Here is a 16,694-nt window from a genome sequence, read left to right as displayed (position 1 = left end):
GGGCCTTGGAACAGGCTGACATAGCGGATCCGCCTCCGTGCCAGCGGGTCTGGATCGCCACCGCCCAACGCACCCCATCGCAGGAGCTGGCCCGTGCCTTCGCGTCACTGGACCTGCGGAGTCCACGTCCTCTCCTGGTGGTCGTTGGCGGTGCGGGCAATCTCCCGGACCACCTCGCCGCTACTCTGGTGGCCATCTTCGAACGGATCACGCCGATCCTCGACGAGGTCGGCGCGGCCGTCATCGACGGCGGCACGGCTTACGGCGTCATGGCGGCGATGGGGCAGGCGCGCATGCGCACGCGCGCCCACTTCCCACTGCTCGGAATCGCGCCACAGGGTGCGGTCACCCCCCTGCCGACGAGTCCCGCGGCTCCGGTTCGACTCGACCCCCATCACAGCCACATCCTGCTCATCCCCGGCGCGCACTGGGGCGATGAATCGCCCTGGATCAGCGCGGCCGCGGTCCAACTCGCCGCGGGTCAGCCCGCGCTCATGCTGGTTGCCGCGGGTGGTGACATCACCCGTCTCGACGTCTGGCATTGGCTCAAGCAGCGCGGGCGCGTGCTGCTGCTCGCCGGTACTGGTGGCATGACCGATCAGCTCGTTGCGTGGCGACAACAGGGAGCGCAGGACGCCCCCGTCGACCCCCTGCTCGCCTCCATCGACCGATCCCTGATCGAGGTGATGCCGTGGGACGAGGCGGCGGCCTCGTTGCCCCAGTTTCTGCACGCACGACTGGCACCCAGCAACCGCCGATAGGCCGCCCGTGTTCCTCGCAACCTCCCTCCTGAATGTGGTTTGCGGCCGGGAGCCACTCGCGTCCGCCGTTGCCGCCGGCTTGCGCACGACCCGTCGTCGTGTCACCCAGATCGATCCACAACGGCTCGCAACCCTCGATCTCAAAGGTGTCGGCACCTGTATTCTGGTCGATCCACCGAATGCCACCAGCTTGGTCGAACAACTGATTGCGTCCTGGCCGCCCCCACGACGTCGCGCCAGTCGCCCGAACTCCCGCCTGATCCTGATGCACAGAGGGGACGCGCCACCACACCTTCCTGTACTGGCTCCGGACCACCCCGTGCGCCTGGAAACCTTCGGCATCGAGAGTCGCGCGGCGCGCATTCTGTTATCACGCTGGCCACTGCACCTGGGCATGGACCCATGCTTTGGGCAGTCGCCACATCTGCTGATCGCCGGTTTCGACCCGCCCGCGCAGGCTCTGCTCGTGCACGCACTACGCCTCATTCAGTACGGCAATGATCGTGCGCATGTCAGTATCTTCTGCCATCAGAGCCAGCAAGTCGAAACCGGCTTCCTCGCCGCTTATCCTCAGGCACGCGCGGTCGCCAGCATCGCGTTCGCCCCACTCACGGCCTTGACCAACCCCAGCGCGCCCCGCCCCATGCACTTGGATGCGCACTCCCACGGGACGGACACGGAGGGCGCCGCCGAGGAGCTGGGCGCAGGACGAGACATCGATCTGGGTCCGGCAGCAGCACGACCGGTCACCCTCGCCATCGTCTGCCTGGATGACGCCGCGCGAGCAGGTCTCGCAACGGCCGCGCGGATTCGTGAGATCCTGGCGCGCCAACAGGGTGTCTCGCCCCCAATCCTCCTGGAGACTGGACAGCTCCATGAGCCTGATCAGCACCACACCGACCGGATCGCGCCATGGGACGGACAGCTCATCCCGATCGCCTACCAACGCGAGGCCTGCCGTGCCGAGGTCTTGCTCGACGGCGCGGGGGATGACGTCGCCCGCACCATTCACGACCACTATCGCGATAGCATCGCCGCTCAGGGCCGCGATCCTGCTCGGGAGCCGGCTGGTCAGCCCTGGCCGTTGTTGGCGGAATCCTATCGCCAAGCCAACCGTCACCAAGCCGATCATGTCTGGGCGAAACTCGCGGTGATCGACTCCCGCGCCGTGGCCGAGGAGATGGTCGAATCCTTCATCATGACCCCAATGGAAGTCGAGCGGTTGGCCATCATCGAACACGAACGCTGGGCGGCGGACCGCTCGCTCGACGGCTGGAGTTACGCACCGGTCCGGGACAACCGGCTCAAACATCACCCCCAATTGATCCCCTACGCCGAGTTGTCGGAACCGATGAAAGATCTCGACCGCTTTGCCGTGCGCGGTCTACCCACCCTGCTGGCGCGACAGGGACTCGGCATCTTGCGGCGGTTACTCGTGGCGCTCCCGGATCCCGCGGACGAGGGTCTGGATCAACGGCGGTTGGACCGCCTCACGGATCAGGCACTCGCTCGGGTGCGCGCACGCTACCCCGATCGCGCCCCGGTGCTTGCCACGACCCTCCTCGATCCCCGCACACGCCGCATCGTGCAACGAACCCTTGCACAGGCTCCGGACACCGGCCTCTTCGTGCTCCTCCCAGGCCCGCTCCAGCAGATCCTGAGTCAGCTGTCTGGGTCCGTGCAACGTGATGATTACATGAGCCTACTCGCGCGCGCCGAGCGTCGGATCAGCCTTGCCGACCCCAGTCAGGTGACAACCTGGTTCCACCGACGTGGCACCATTCATCTGCTCTTGGGCGACGCACCCGCCCCACCGGAGCCGGCGAAGTGGGTTCGCATTCTTTCCAATGGGGTCGGACACGATTGGAATTTTGAATATTGAATAGGACTTCAGCCCTACCGGAATCCACACGAACATCGGTGTGAAATTCATCCCGACCAACAGGCCAACCTTTGCGACAATAGCACGGGCCGGAGGTGGACCGTCCCCCCACGCTCACGCAACGGTTTTCCCATAACGATTGGAACGAGAGAGGCAGTTCAGACTCATGTCAACGACAACCAAGCACGTCTTCGCATTCGAGGAAGGCAACGGCAAAGACAAGAAATTACTCGGCGGCAAAGGGGCCAACCTCTGCGAGATGACGCAGATGGGTCTCAACGTGCCGCCTGGCTTCGTCATTTCCACCGCGGCTTGCCTCGAATACCTCGACGCTCCCAACCGGGCCTTGCCGGACGGTCTGATGGACGCGGTCCGTGAACAGATGCGCGCCGTTGAGCAGAAAACCGGAAAGGGCTTCGGGGACCCCGAGAACCCATTGTTGGTCTCGGTTCGTTCCGGCTCGGCCATGTCCATGCCCGGCATGATGGACACGATCCTCAACCTGGGGCTCAATGCCGTAACCCTGCAAGGCGAGATCCGCTCGACCGGCGATTCGCGCTTCGGTTACGACGCCTATCGTCGCTTTATCCAGCTCTTCGGCAAGGTTGCCCTCGGCGTGCCAGACAAGGCGTTTGATGAGGAACTCGATGCGGTCAAGAACGCGGCACATGCCAAACAAGACGTCGACCTCAGCGCGCACGACCTCAAGGAGGTCAGCGAGCGCTTCCTGAAGGTCGTCGAGACCCACACGGGGCGCCCCTTCCCGAGCGACCCCTACGAGCAGTTGGAAATCGCCATCAAGGCCGTGTTCAACAGTTGGGGCGGCAAACGCGCGGTCGACTACCGCAAGCAGTTCCACATCACGCCGGACATGGCCAATGGAACCGCCGTGAATGTCGTCACCATGGTCTTTGGTAACCGTGGAGATGATTCGGCGACCGGGGTGGCCTTTACCCGCAACCCCGGCTCCGGGGAGAACAAGCTCTACGGCGAATACCTGGTCAATGCCCAGGGCGAAGACGTCGTCGCCGGGATTCGCACGCCCAAACCCATCGATCGCTTGCGTGTCGAGATGCCGGAGATGGCGGCACAACTCGATGTGCTGCGTGAGAAACTGGAAACCCATTACCGTGAGGTGCAGGATTTCGAGTTCACCATCGAGCGGGGTCAACTCTTCTGCTTGCAGACACGCAACGGAAAGATGAACGCAGTGGCCATGGTCCGCACCTCGGTCGAGATGGAACGCGAGGGCCTGATCAGCAAGGAGGAGGCGTTACTGCGGATTCAACCCGACCTGCTCGAGCAGATGCTGTTCCCTCGGCTTGACCCCACGATTAAGGCCGATGCAGTGGCTACGGGTCTCCCGGCCTCGCCCGGCGCGGCGGCGGGCATCGCCGTCTTCGACGCCGATCGTGCCGAGACCCTCGGGCATGAACTCGGGCAAAAGGTGATCCTGGTGCGCGAGGAGACCAAGCCGGAGGACATCCATGGCTTCTTTGCCGCCGAGGGGATCCTCACCTCCCGTGGCGGAAAGACCTCCCATGCCGCCGTGGTGGCGCGTGGTATGGGCAAGCCCTGCGTCGCCGGCGCGGAAGGAATCAGCGTCGACGTCAATCGGCGTGAAGCGCGGGTCGGCCTGACCAGCTTTAAAGAGGGCGATGTCATCACCATCGACGGCACCTCGGGGAAGGTCTATCTCGGCGCCATTCCGACAGTCGAACCGGACTTCACGCCGGAACTCGATGTCCTGCTCGCATGGGCGGACGAGCAGGCGCGCCTCAAGGTCATGGCCAATGCGGACACCCCCGAGGACGCGCGCGCCGCCCGCAAGTATGGTGCGGTCGGGATCGGCCTGGCGCGAACCGAGCGGATGTTCAACGACGTCGAGCGCCTCCCGGTGGTGATCGAGATGATCGTCGCCGAGACCCCCGAGCAACGCCAGGCCGCGCTCGATAAGCTCCTGCCCTTGCAGCGCAAGGACTTCCGCGACTTATTCGAAGTGATGGCGCCGAATCCCGTCACCATCCGGTTGCTCGACCCGCCCATCCATGAGTTCCTGCCCGACGAGCATGTGCTTGAGCGCGAACTCACCGATCTGCGCGTGCTCGCCGGCACCACCCGCGGCATGACGGTCCTCGCCGGAGCCATGGGGCTCTTGCACTCGCCGGACCATGTCCGTCACGACGTCGATGCACTGCGTCGCATGATGGACCCGACGATCGTCGAGGATGCGATCGCCAAGAAAGAAGCGATGCTGAGGAAGGTGCGCGCACTCTACGAAACCAACCCCATGCTCGGACATCGCGGCGTGCGCCTTGGTATCACCTTCCCCGAGATCTATCAGATGCAGATCCGCGCGATCCTCGAGGCCGCCGCCGAGTGCGCCAAGGCCGGGATCGAGGTTCATCCCCAGATCAAGGTGCCGCAGGTCTGCACCGCTCAGGAACTGCGGATGGTCAAGGGCTATGTCGATCAGATCCACGCCGAGGTCACGGCCGCCTATGGACAACCCGTGATGTTCAAGTTCGGCACCATGATTGAGGTGGTGCGAGCCTGTATGCGCGCCGAATCACTGGCGGAGGAGGCGGAGTTCTTCTCCTTCGGCACCAACGATCTGACGCAGGCGGCCTTTTCCTTCTCACGCGAGGACGCGGAGAACAAGTTCCTGCCTCTCTACAACCAATCGGGCATTCTGCAGGACAATCCCTTCGAGGTCTTGGATCGCAAAGGCGTCGGCAAGCTCATGCAGCTCGCCGTTGATTGGGGCCGCTCGGTCAAGCCGGATCTGCATGTCGGCATCTGCGGCGAACACGGCGGCCATCCCGACTCGATCGCCTTCTGTCATGAGGCTGGACTCGACTATGTGAGTTGCTCGGGTCCGCGCGTTCCGGTCGCGCGTCTCGCCGCGGCGCACGCGGCCCTAAAAGCGGCCAGCTGAGGAGTCACCCAGACCCACATCGGACGCTTGGCCAAGGACGGCCACCGCCGGTCGACGATCAGGATGCGGACAGTGCCATCTGATCCGTTATACGAGCCCTTCACACGTGTACAAAAATTGTCAAAATAAGACATAATGTGCATGGCACAGATTCCTTCCAGGTGGCTAACGAGGCCTTGCCGAGACGATCCAGGTGCCCTGAGGTGATCAGTCACCGCCTCATGAGCGGCCGGCCGGATGCTGACCGACTCGCCGATCAACTCGCCTCGCACGACAGCAGAAAATTGGCCCCAATTTTGCTAAATGATTTAAACTTGATGCCAGTTCATCCCCTCCACTCGCCACTGCGATCTCCTAGTCGATAGCATCTGCAACCAGGCGCATCCGCGGTGCGCGCGATCGTTCGACAGGATGGAGGGCATCCCCAACCGCACCCGACGAGGTCAGCCATGAATAACCGAACAGCACCAGCTGTGCTCGCAATCGCCGGTCTGACGCTTGCCTTCAATGCATCGGCGGCCTTCGTGTTGGACACCACCAATGCGACACAAACCTTTGGCTCGGTCCAGAACGGCCAACTCAACCTGCAACTCGAAGCGGGAGCCACGGTCTCGAACATCCCAGACTCGCCGGCCTGGAATTTCAGTAACGGCTGGGTTGGTGCCAACGTCAATTGGACCGGGGCGCAGCCGAGCGGCGGCTGGTCGTTCGAGTATCTCGGTAAACAGGCATCTTGGAACAATCTCTTCCAATTCACCGACGGCGCGGGAGGCTGGACCACGATCTTCGCCAACCGTGACTTCAGCAGCACGACCGCGACTCAAATCGAGGCCGGTGGAATCGTCGCAAGCAGCCCAGTCACCGATTTTGGATTTCGGTTCTTGACCAATGCGAACAGCAGCGATAAGCCAAGAGACATTAGCGGATCCATCACCAACACCACGAATGCGATCAACACGGCAACCTCATCCGTGAATTTCTTCGCGACGATCGAAGAGGGTGGTTCGCTGATTCTCTGGCTCGACGATGGTGCAGGCGGTCCTGATTTCGACTTCAGCGACATGGGCATCCGCATTACGGCAGTCCCGATTCCAGCCGCCGGCTGGCTCTTCGGCTCCGCGCTGCTTGGCGTGATCCTGGCCGCGCGCCGCCGGCACGCCCAGCGGGTCTGATTGCGGTTGACCCGCTAGGCAAGTGGCTTGCTGACGTCGCGGCACACTGACGCGACTGCCCTCTCGGGACCCTCCGCCGGTCCCGCTCCGCCGCATCCGGCGCACCACCCAGGTGTGCTGGGTTATACTGTCCCCCATGCTGACCTATCCCGACATCGATCCCGTCGCCCTCAGTCTTGGGCCACTGCATATCCATTGGTATGGGCTCATGTACCTGGTCGGTTTCGCGCTGGCCTGGATCCTCGGGCGCTGGCGAGCCGCGCATGTCCGCACCGATGCCCACGCGGGCTGGAGCGCGGAGATGGTGGACGATCTCATCTTCTACGGCGTCATCGGGACCATCGTCGGCGGGCGACTGGGTTATATGCTGTTCTACGGGTTCGATCAACTGATCGCCAACCCCCTGAATATGCTAAAGGTTTGGGAGGGCGGAATGTCCTTCCATGGGGGCTTGATTGGGGTTTTGATCGCCATTGGCTTGTTCGCGCGGCGCCAGCGGATGCGCTTCTTCGAAGTCGGTGACTTCCTCGCCCCCCTGGTCCCACTCGGGCTGTTCGCGGGGCGCATCGGAAACTTCATCAATGGCGAGCTGTGGGGACGGCGCACCGATCTGCCCTGGGGCATGCGCCTACCCTGCCAGGAATTTCCAGCGCAATGCGCCGACCTCCCCCAGGCGACGCTCTGGAGTCCCGCCGTGCATGCCTCGCAACTCTATCAGGCCGCACTCGAGGGACTCGCGCTCTTTCTCGTACTCTGGATTTACGCGAGCAAACCACGACCAACCATGGCCGTCTCCGGTCTCTTTTTGCTCGGTTATGGTCTCGCCCGATTCAGCGTCGAGTTCGTCCGCATGCCGGATGCGCATCTCGGCTACTTGGCATTCGGTTGGCTCACCATGGGCCAATTGCTCTCGACACCCATGATCCTCATCGGCGCGCTGCTGCTGGCGCTCGCGTATCGGCACCCGCGCGGCGCCTGACCCGTTCCGTCGCGCGGGGATGTCGCGGGGGGATGTCAGTCCAGACACCAAGACCCCCCCAAAAAAAACCGGCCTGTTCGGCCGGTTTTTGGAGGTCACTTGACGCGCGATCTGGCGGTTCGCTCAACTCATGCCTTTGATGTGCGCGTTCAAACGACTCTTGTGGCGCGCAGCCTTGTTGGCATGAATCAGACCCTTGTGCGCGGCGCGATCGATACGCGGCACAGCTTCCTTAAACGCCTGGATCGCCGCGTCCTTGTCACCCGCTTGGATCGCTTTCACAACCTTCTTCACGAAGGTGCGCAGCGTGCTGCGCTGGGCAGCGTTGCGCTGACGTCGAGTCTCGGCCTGGCGGGCGCGCTTGCGAGCTTGTGGTGAATTGGCCAAAGGGATCTCCTAGAATCCGGCGGAACAGAAAGGATACAGTTCGAATCGACAAGACCAGACATTGTCTACGCCGCCGTTGACGCTGTCAATGCCTAGGCAGAACAACTGGATGCATGTTCGCGCTGGAATCATCACCGCCCTCACTGGAGTCTAAGCCGCCGTGGCCTCACTCGCCGCATCCCTTGCCAAAGTCGGAAGCAATACCGCCCTCTCGCGTGTCCTTGGCTTCATCCGTGATCTCGTCATCGCCCGTCTCTTCGGCGCGGACGCGGGGACCGACGCCTTCTTCGTCGCCTTCAAGATCCCGAATTTCATGCGCCGCCTGTTCGCCGAAGGCGCGTTCTCCATGGCCTTCGTCCCCGTTCTGAACGAGTACAAAGAGCAACGCGGGTTCGCGGCACTCAAGGAATTTGTCGATGCGATGGCGGGCACCCTTGGCGCCGTCTTGTTGGTGGCCACGGTCATGGGCGTGCTCGCCGCGCCGCTCGTCATCCTGCTCTTCGCGCCCGGCTTCATCAATGACCCCGCGCAACTGCTGCTCGCCTCCGACATGCTGCGGCTCACCTTCCCCTATCTGCTCTTCATCTCGCTCACGGCGTTTGCCGGAGGCATTCTGAACACCTATGAGCGCTTCGGCATCCCTGCCTTCACCCCCGTCCTGCTCAACATCTCGCTCATTCTTTGCGCCATCTACCTAGCACCTCAGATGGCACAGCCCATCGTGGCACTCGCTTGGGGCGTCCTGATCGCAGGCATCGCCCAGCTCGCCTTGCAATTGCCCTTTCTCGCTCGGCTCAACCTGCTTCCCCGGCCGCGTCTCGCACCCCGAGATCCAGGTGTCCGCAGGACCATGCGGCTGATGCTTCCGGCCCTGTTCGGCGCCTCGGCCGGCCAGCTCAGTCTGCTGCTGGACACGCTGCTCGCATCCTTCCTGGTTACCGGCAGCATCTCCTGGCTCTATTACTCCGATCGCCTGATGGAGTTCCCGCTCGGCATTCTCGCCGTGGCCCTGGGCACCGTGATCTTGCCGCGTCTGTCACAGCGGCACGCGGCGGCGGATCCCGGCGCCTTTTCCAACACCCTGGATTGGGCGCTACGCTGGGTCTTGCTACTGGGCCTACCCGCGGCAGTCGGCCTGATGCTGCTGGCTGGCCCCCTGATCGTGACGCTCTTCCATTCGGGCGAATTCGGTGCCCACGATGTCGTGATGGCACGCCAGAGTTTAATGGCCTATGCCATCGGCCTCGTCGCCTTCATGGGTATCAAGGTCTTGGTGCCGGGCTACTACGCCCGCCAAGACATGAGGGCGCCCGTGCGCATCGCCATGATCGCACTCATCGTCAACCTGGTCTGCAGTCTTGCATTGATGTTCACGCTCGGACATGCCGGGCTCGCGCTCGCCACCACCGTCGCCGCCATCTGCAATGCGGCACTGCTCCTCCTGGGTCTGCTCAAAGAGGGGGTGCTGAAGCCCCGTCGCGGTTGGACCGCCCTGATCCTCAAGGGGCTCGCCGCCAACCTGCTGATGGGCGCTGTCATCATCCTCGGCGCCGGTGCACTCTCCGACTGGATCGCGATGGGACTCGGCGAACGGATCATCCGGCTCCTGCTATTGATCGTGGCCGCCGGCGCCGTCTACCTGTGGACGCTCGTGATCTTGGGGGTTCGCCCCCGCCACGTCAGGATGAGCGACTAGCGCACGGCGTCGATCCGATGGTTCGAGGCACCTGCCGGCTCGCGTATACTGCGGCTCTTTCATCCAGTTCGGCACGGCAATGCGGCTGATTCGAGGCTTACACAACCTGCGCCCCAGTGACCGAGGCTGCGTCGCAACGATTGGCAATTTCGATGGCGTGCACCTCGGACATCGGGCGGTGTTTCAACGTTTGCTCGACCAGGGCCAGGCTCTTGGTCTACCGGCGACCGTCATCACCTTCGAACCACAACCCATGGAGTTCTTCGCGCCGGAGTCCGCGCCACCACGGCTGACACGACTGCGCGAGAAGCTCGCGGCGATCGCCGATTGTGGGATCGAGCGTGTCATGGTGCTGGAATTCGGTCCACGGTTGGCCGACATGGAGGCGCCCATCTTCGTCCAACGATTGTTGCGCGACGGACTCGGGGTGCGCTTTCTGCTGGTCGGAGACGATTTTCGCTTCGGCCGCGGTCGCGCGGGCGACTTCGCGCTGTTGCAAACGATGGGGCAGGCAAGCGCGAGCGGGGAGGGTTTTGAGGTCGCGGACCTGCATACCATCACGCATGGCACCGAGCGGGTCAGCAGCACACGGGTGCGCGAGGCACTCGGGCGGGGTGATCTCGAGTACGCCCGACACCTCCTCGGACGACCCTATCGCATGCAGGGCCGCGTCGCGCATGGGGCCAAGCGCGGACGTGGGATCGGCTTCCCCACGGCCAACATCGACCTGCGGCGACGGGTGACGCCACTGCGCGGCGTCTATGCCGTCCTGGTCCACGGACTGGGGCTGGAACCACTGCCGGGCGTTGCCAATGTGGGCACCCGACCCACGGTGAAGGGCAGTGACTATCGGCTCGAGGTGCATCTCTTCGATTTCGACGCGGACATCTACGGCCGACATCTCGAGGTCGAGTTTTGCCTCAAGCTGCGCGAGGAGAAACGCTTCGAGTCCTTCGCTGCGCTCAAGGAACAGATCCAGATCGATGCCCACGCCGCGCGCGATTATCTGCGCGGCGCTGAGTATCCTCGACCCGCTCCGCAGACGCCCGGGGCCTGACTCGGGAAAAGCCGCAGCCAAACCAACCGGGCCGCCGCCCGCCCGATGGCCTTTGCCTCTTTGCCGCCGTCAGGCCACAATCACACCCATGCACCCTGCACGGCAGCGCGCGGGCCCCCTTGCTCGCAACCCGTGACCCTTACGCCCCGGAGTCAAACCCGCACGGCGTGCCTCCTTTCGCCGTACCGAGAATCAGCGACGTGACCGACTACAAAGCGACCTTGAACCTCCCCAAGACGGGCTTCCCGATGAAGGCCAATCTCGCCCAGCGTGAACCCGAGATGCTCGCGCGCTGGGAATCAATGGGGCTCTATGCCCTGATTCGCGAAGCCCGTGTCGGTGCCGACACCTTTATCCTCCACGATGGCCCTCCCTACGCAAACGGTGAGATCCACATCGGTCATGCCGTCAACAAGGTCCTGAAGGACATCATCGTGAAGGCCCGGACGCTTGACGGCTATGATGCGCCCTATGTGCCGGGGTGGGATTGTCACGGTCTACCGATCGAATTACAGGTCGAGAAAAAGCGCGGAAAACCCGGGCAGAAGATCAGCGCCGCGGACTTTCGGCGCGCTTGTCGAGATTATGCCGCCAAGCAGGTTGCGGGCCAGCGCGCCGACTTCCAGCGTCTCGGTGTCGTCGGTGATTGGGCAAACCCGTATCTGACGATGGACTTCGCCTTCGAGGCGGAGATCATTCGCGCCCTCGGTCGGATCATCGCCAATGGGCATGTGCAAAAGGGCTTTAAGCCAGTGCACTGGTGCGTGGACTGCGGCTCGGCGCTGGCCGAGGCCGAGGTGGAATACGCCGATAAGGAATCGATCGCCATCGATGTCCGCTTCGCCGTGATCGAACCGGATCGATTGGCGGCCCGCTGTCATGGCGCACCGAGCGACTGTGGCACCGGTCCAGCATCGCTCGTCATCTGGACCACCACGCCCTGGACGCTCCCGGCGAACCAGGCGGTCGCGCTGAATCCAGAATTGGAGTACGTCATCGTCGCGGTCGAAGCCGCCCAAGGGCCCGAGCGACTCATCGTTGCCGAAGGCTTGCTCAAGGACACCATGGACCGCTGGGGCATCACCCAGTATCGGGTGCTGGGTGATGGCCGCGGCAGCGACTTCGAAGGACTGATGCTGCAACATCCATTCTACGACCGCACGGTCCCCGTGATCCTCGGCGAACATGTGACCCTCGATGCCGGAACCGGTGCGGTCCACACTGCGCCCGGGCATGGATTGGAGGACTACATCGTCGGTCAACGCTATCACTTACCCGTGGACAACCCGGTTGGCGGGGATGGACGATTCCTCCCCGAGACCCCACTGTTCGGCGGCGAACATGTCGCCGAAGCCAACGAGCGCGTGGTCGAAACCTTAAAGGCCGCCGGCGCACTCCTGCTGGCCACCCGCTTCACCCATAGTTACCCCCATTGCTGGCGGCACCGAACGCCGATCATCTTCCGGGCGACGCCACAGTGGTTCATCAGTATGGACCGGCAGGGTCTGCGCGCGGCGGCCCTGCGCGAGATCGGCACGGTGCGCTGGATGCCCGATTGGGGCCAGAGTCGCATTGCGGGCATGGTCCAGAGCCGACCAGACTGGTGTATCTCGCGACAGCGGACTTGGGGCGTGCCCATTCCGCTGTTCGTCCACAAGACCTCGGGCGCGTTGCATCCGCGCACGCCGGAGTTGATCGAAACCGTTGCGCGGCGCGTGACCCAAGAGGGCATCGAGGCCTGGTTCGCCCTCGCGCCCAGCGAATTGCTCGACGCAGCGGAGAGCAGCGAGTACGACAAGGTGCTGGACACCCTCGATGTCTGGTTCGACTCGGGCGTCACGCACGCGTGCGTGCTCGAGCAGCGCACAGGGTTGCGCGCCCCCGCCGATCTCTATCTGGAAGGCTCGGATCAACACCGCGGCTGGTTTCAGAGTTCGCTCATGACCTCGGTGGCGATGCACACCCGCGCGCCCTATCGCGAAGTCCTCACCCACGGTTTCACGGTCGATGCCAAGGGCGAGAAGATGTCGAAGTCGAAGGGCAACGTGGTCAAACCACAAGAGGTGATGAAGACGCTCGGCGCCGACATCATTCGTCTCTGGGTCGCGGCAACCGATTACCGTGCCGAGATGGCCGTGAGCGATGAGATCCTCAAGCGAACCGCCGATGCCTATCGGCGCATCCGCAACACCGCACGGTTCCTGCTGGCCAATTTGAGTGGGTTCGATCCCGCGACCGACCAGGTCGCGCACGCCGATCTGATCGCGCTCGACCGCTGGGCCGTCGACCGCGCCCAACGGCTCCAGGACGAGATCATCGCGGCCTACCGCGACTACCAATTCCATCTCATCTACCAGAAGATCCAGCAATTCTGTGTTGTCGACATGGGCTCCTTCTATCTCGACATCATCAAGGACCGTCAATACACCACGCCAGCGGACAGCCTGCCGCGCCGCTCCTGCCAAACGGCGATGTATCACATCGCCGAAGCCATGTGCCGCTGGCTCGCCCCGATCCTCAGCTTCACCGCCGAGGAGATCTGGCAACACCTGCCGGGACAGCGGGCCGCGACGGTCTTTGTCACCACCTGGTACGAGGGACTCGCCTCGCTCGCCGACGGTGACTCCCTAGACCGCGCCTTCTGGGAGCGCCTCATCGCCACCCGACTGGCCATCGGACCCGCGCTGGAAGGCGCGCGCAAGGCTGGTCTGATCGGCTCGTCACTGGATGCGGAGCTCGATCTCTATTGCGACGAGACGCTGCACCAGGAACTGGCCCGTCTCGGTCCGGAACTGCGCTTTGCCCTGATCGTGTCCGAGGTGCGGTTGCATCCCGCGAGCGAACGACCGAGCGACGCTTCCGCCACCGACCTGTCAGAACTCGCGGTGCGGGTGAGTGCTTCGACGCACACCAAGTGCGTGCGCTGTTGGCATCACCGGGCCGATGTCGGGCACGACAGCACACACCCTGAGTTGTGCGGACGCTGTGTCGAGAACGTGGCCGGCACCGGCGAGACGCGCCGCTATGCCTGACCAACGGGGCGTGACCAACGGCGGCGATCGCCTCGAAGCCAGGGCCACGTTGCGTCCTCACGGACTGGGGGCGATGCGACATTGGCTCTGGCTCTCGCTGCTCATCCTGCTCCTTGATCAGGCGAGCAAGTGGTGGGTGCTGATGACGTTGCGACCATTCGAGGTGGTCGAACTCATTCCGAATCTCAACCTGACCCTCGTGTTTAACACCGGGGCGGCCTTCAGCGTGCTCGCCGATGCCGGTGGTTGGCAGCGCTGGTTCCTGGCCGGCGTTGCGCTGGTCGTCACCCTAATCCTATTGGTCTGGTTGCTGCGACTGAACCGGGGCCATGCGGCCTTGGCGCTCGGTCTGTCCCTGTTGATCGGAGGCGCGCTCGGGAATCTCATCGACCGCATCCTTTGGGGGCATGTTGTCGATTTCATCCAGGTCTCTCTCCCCATCATCCCGCTGGCGCTGTTCAATCCCTGGCCATCGTTCAATGTCGCCGATAGCGCCATCAGTGTGGGCGTGGTGATCCTGGTGATTGTGACCTTGGTGACCTCGGAACCCTCATGAAGATTGCCATCCTTTCGCGCAACCCGAACCTCTACTCGACCCGGCGACTCGTCGAGGCAACGCGCTTACGCGGGCACGAGGCAAAGGTCGTCGACGTTCTGCGCTGCTACATGAACATCACCTCGCACGCGCCGTCCATTCACTATCGTGGCGACCAGTTGCGCGGGTTCGATGCCGTGATCCCGCGCATCGGTGCCTCCGTGACCTTCTATGGCAATGCCGTGCTGCGCCAATTCGAGATGTTGGGGGTCTACCCGCTGAACGAATCCGTCGCGATTGCACGAGCGCGCGACAAACTGCGCTCGCTGCAACTGCTGTCGCGCAAGGGGATTGGCCTGCCCATCACCGGATTCGCGCACGCTCCAGACGATGTCGATGATCTCATCAAGATGGTGGGTGGTCCGCCACTGGTCATCAAACTCTTGGAGGGAACGCAAGGCATCGGCGTGGTGTTGGCCGAGACCCAGCAGGCCGCGGAGAGCGTCATCGAGGCCTTCATGGGGCTGAAGGTCAATATCCTGGTGCAGGAATACATTCGCGAAGCCAACGGTGCGGATATCCGCTGTTTCGTCATTGGCGATCGTGTCGTCGCGGCCATGAAACGCCAGGCAAAGGCCGGGGAGTTCCGCTCCAATCTCCACCGTGGCGGCAGTGCCTCGCTGATTCGCATCACCCCGGAAGAGCGCTCCACCGCGGTGCGCGCCGCGAAGATCATTGGCTTGAACGTGGCCGGTGTCGACATCCTGCGCTCCAATCACGGGCCGGTGGTGATGGAGGTCAACTCCTCGCCCGGCCTCGAGGGAATCGAGCGGGCAACCGGCAAGGACATTGCCGGTCAGATGATCGCCTTCATCGAGAAGAACGCGGCACTCGGAAAGACGCGCACACGCGGTCAGGGTTAAGCCCTCACGGCCATGATGACCGCACCAATCCAGGCCCCCGTCGCGCCCCCTCGACAGCGGGCGGCAAGGCCGGAGCGAGATCTGTGCGCGCGGACGATTTCATGACAAGATGCGGCGATCGTTTGCCATAGACGTGTGTCGATGACCGCTCACTCCATCCAGATCGCCGGCCGTGAGGTGCCACCGGGCACCCGCGTTCGCATCGATATCCCGCTCGCGAATCTCTATACCACCACCCCGGTGTTCATGCCGGTCCATGTCATCCACGCACGCCAGCCGGGGCCGCGGTTGTTCATTACGGCGGCCATCCATGGCGACGAGATCAACGGCGTGGAGATCCTGCGGCGGCTGCGCCAGCAAAAGTCACTCAACCGCATGCGGGGCACCCTGCTCACGGTTCCGGTGGTCAATGTCTACGGCTACGTCCGCCAGTCCCGCTATCTTCCTGATCGGCGTGACCTCAACCGCAGTTTCCCCGGTTCGGGCAAGGGCTCGCTCGCCGCGCGTCTCGCCGCCACGCTCATGACCGAGGTGGTCGAGGGTTCGACGCACGGGATCGATCTGCACACGGGGGCGATTCACCGCGAGAATCTGCCGCAGATCCGCGCCACCTTGAGTGCCTGCGAAACGATCCCCGATCTGGCCAAGGCCTTCGGGGCACCCGTGATCCTCGATGCCGAGGTCCGGCCCGGTTCGCTGCGCGCCGAGGCCGCCGCGCGCGCGATCCCCCTGCTGCTCTATGAAGCTGGAGAGGCATTGCGTTTCGATGAGTTCGCGGTGCGCGCGGGTCTGCGTGGAATCCTCGGTGTGATGCGCCACTTGGGCATGATCCGTGCTTCCAGCCCACGCCGCGCGATGCAGAATGACCCAGTGGTTGCCCGCTCCAGCGTCTGGATCCGCGCCCAGCAGAGTGGCATCCTGCTCTCTCTCACTCCGCTCGGGGCACAGGTGAACAAGGGCGATACCCTCGGGATTATCACCGACCCCTTCCGCCCGGTGGACGAACGGATTCAGTCGCCGGTGAGCGGGGTCGTCATTGGCCGGACCAATCTCCCGCTGATCACCGAGGGCGAGGCCTTGTATCATATCGCCTGTTTCGGCCAACCCGAGGCCGCGGCGGCGCTCGTCGAGCAGTACCGCGACGCGCTCGATCCGGACGATGAAGAGGACGCCACCGTCATCATCTAATCGCACGGCCATGCTCGGGATCGCCAGGCGCACGGCCGGCACTGTGAGCCACTCGGCGCTCGCACCCGATCCCGTCGCGCACCAGGCCACTGAGCGATGTCCTCGTCCCGGAGTCCTCGTTCCGGGGCCTTCAACCCAACCGTC

At 63.6% G+C, this 16,694-nt stretch carries 12 protein-coding genes; 11 read left to right on the top strand and 1 reads right to left on the bottom strand.

Going from position 1 to position 16,694, the window contains the following annotated elements:
* The first annotated feature begins 5 nt into the window (after positions 1-5).
* The 5 genes from CKO25_RS14950 to lgt all read left to right on the top strand — a co-directional run bounded on the left by CKO25_RS14950 (position 6) and on the right by lgt (position 7,732).
* A complete protein-coding gene (locus CKO25_RS14950; protein ID WP_200388749.1) occupies positions 6-761 on the top strand; it encodes a hypothetical protein in 756 nt (251 codons plus the stop codon).
* 7 nt (positions 762-768) lie between these two features.
* Positions 769-2,643 carry a RyR domain-containing protein gene (locus CKO25_RS14945; RefSeq protein ID WP_338115142.1) on the top strand — a complete coding sequence of 625 codons (1,875 nt, stop codon included), beginning with the start codon at positions 769-771 and terminating at the stop codon, positions 2,641-2,643.
* A gap of 166 nt (positions 2,644-2,809) precedes the next feature.
* Positions 2,810-5,581, top strand: coding sequence for a pyruvate, phosphate dikinase (gene ppdK / locus CKO25_RS14940; protein ID WP_200388748.1), 2,772 nt, complete (start codon positions 2,810-2,812; stop codon positions 5,579-5,581).
* Positions 5,582-6,030: 449 nt separating this feature from the next.
* Positions 6,031-6,753 (top strand): VPLPA-CTERM sorting domain-containing protein, encoded by a 723-nt coding sequence (locus CKO25_RS14935; protein ID WP_200388747.1) that lies wholly within the window; start codon positions 6,031-6,033, stop codon positions 6,751-6,753.
* 136 nt (positions 6,754-6,889) lie between these two features.
* On the top strand, positions 6,890-7,732 hold the full coding sequence (gene lgt, locus CKO25_RS14930; protein WP_200388746.1) for a prolipoprotein diacylglyceryl transferase: 843 nt from the start codon (positions 6,890-6,892) through the stop codon (positions 7,730-7,732).
* A 123-nt stretch (positions 7,733-7,855) separates the two neighbouring features.
* On the opposite strand, the gene rpsT is transcribed toward lgt, so the two are convergent.
* The gene (rpsT, locus tag CKO25_RS14925) at positions 7,856-8,119 is read right to left on the bottom strand and encodes a 30S ribosomal protein S20 (RefSeq protein ID WP_200388745.1); all 264 of its coding nucleotides are present in this window, start codon (positions 8,117-8,119) and stop codon (positions 7,856-7,858) included.
* A 160-nt stretch (positions 8,120-8,279) separates the two neighbouring features.
* Here rpsT and murJ point away from each other — a divergent pair, with 160 nt between their 5' ends.
* From murJ to CKO25_RS14895, 6 genes are all read left to right on the top strand, one after another.
* Positions 8,280-9,815: a murein biosynthesis integral membrane protein MurJ gene (murJ, locus tag CKO25_RS14920; RefSeq protein WP_200388744.1), complete on the top strand. Its 1,536-nt coding sequence runs from the start codon at positions 8,280-8,282 to the stop codon at positions 9,813-9,815.
* A gap of 79 nt (positions 9,816-9,894) precedes the next feature.
* Complete coding sequence (gene ribF, locus CKO25_RS14915; protein ID WP_200388743.1) at positions 9,895-10,872, top strand: bifunctional riboflavin kinase/FAD synthetase; 978 nt, start codon at positions 9,895-9,897, stop codon at positions 10,870-10,872.
* A gap of 200 nt (positions 10,873-11,072) precedes the next feature.
* Complete coding sequence (ileS, locus tag CKO25_RS14910) at positions 11,073-13,904, top strand: isoleucine--tRNA ligase (protein WP_200388742.1); 2,832 nt, start codon at positions 11,073-11,075, stop codon at positions 13,902-13,904.
* Positions 13,897-14,460, top strand: a complete 564-nt coding sequence (lspA, locus tag CKO25_RS14905) for a signal peptidase II (protein ID WP_371829721.1) — start codon at positions 13,897-13,899, stop codon at positions 14,458-14,460. Before ileS ends, lspA begins: the two co-directional genes overlap by 8 nt.
* Positions 14,457-15,362, top strand: a complete 906-nt coding sequence (rimK, locus tag CKO25_RS14900) for a 30S ribosomal protein S6--L-glutamate ligase (protein WP_200388741.1) — start codon at positions 14,457-14,459, stop codon at positions 15,360-15,362. Before lspA ends, rimK begins: the two co-directional genes overlap by 4 nt.
* A 141-nt stretch (positions 15,363-15,503) precedes the next feature.
* The gene (locus CKO25_RS14895) at positions 15,504-16,550 is read left to right on the top strand and encodes a succinylglutamate desuccinylase/aspartoacylase family protein (protein WP_200388740.1); all 1,047 of its coding nucleotides are present in this window, start codon (positions 15,504-15,506) and stop codon (positions 16,548-16,550) included.
* The last annotated feature ends 144 nt before the right edge of the window (positions 16,551-16,694 follow it).

This window comes from Thiocapsa imhoffii, from assembly GCF_016583985.1.
In the GTDB taxonomy this organism is placed as follows: domain Bacteria; phylum Pseudomonadota; class Gammaproteobacteria; order Chromatiales; family Chromatiaceae; genus Thiocapsa; species Thiocapsa imhoffii.
This window is presented reverse-complemented; position numbering and strand designations above follow the sequence as displayed.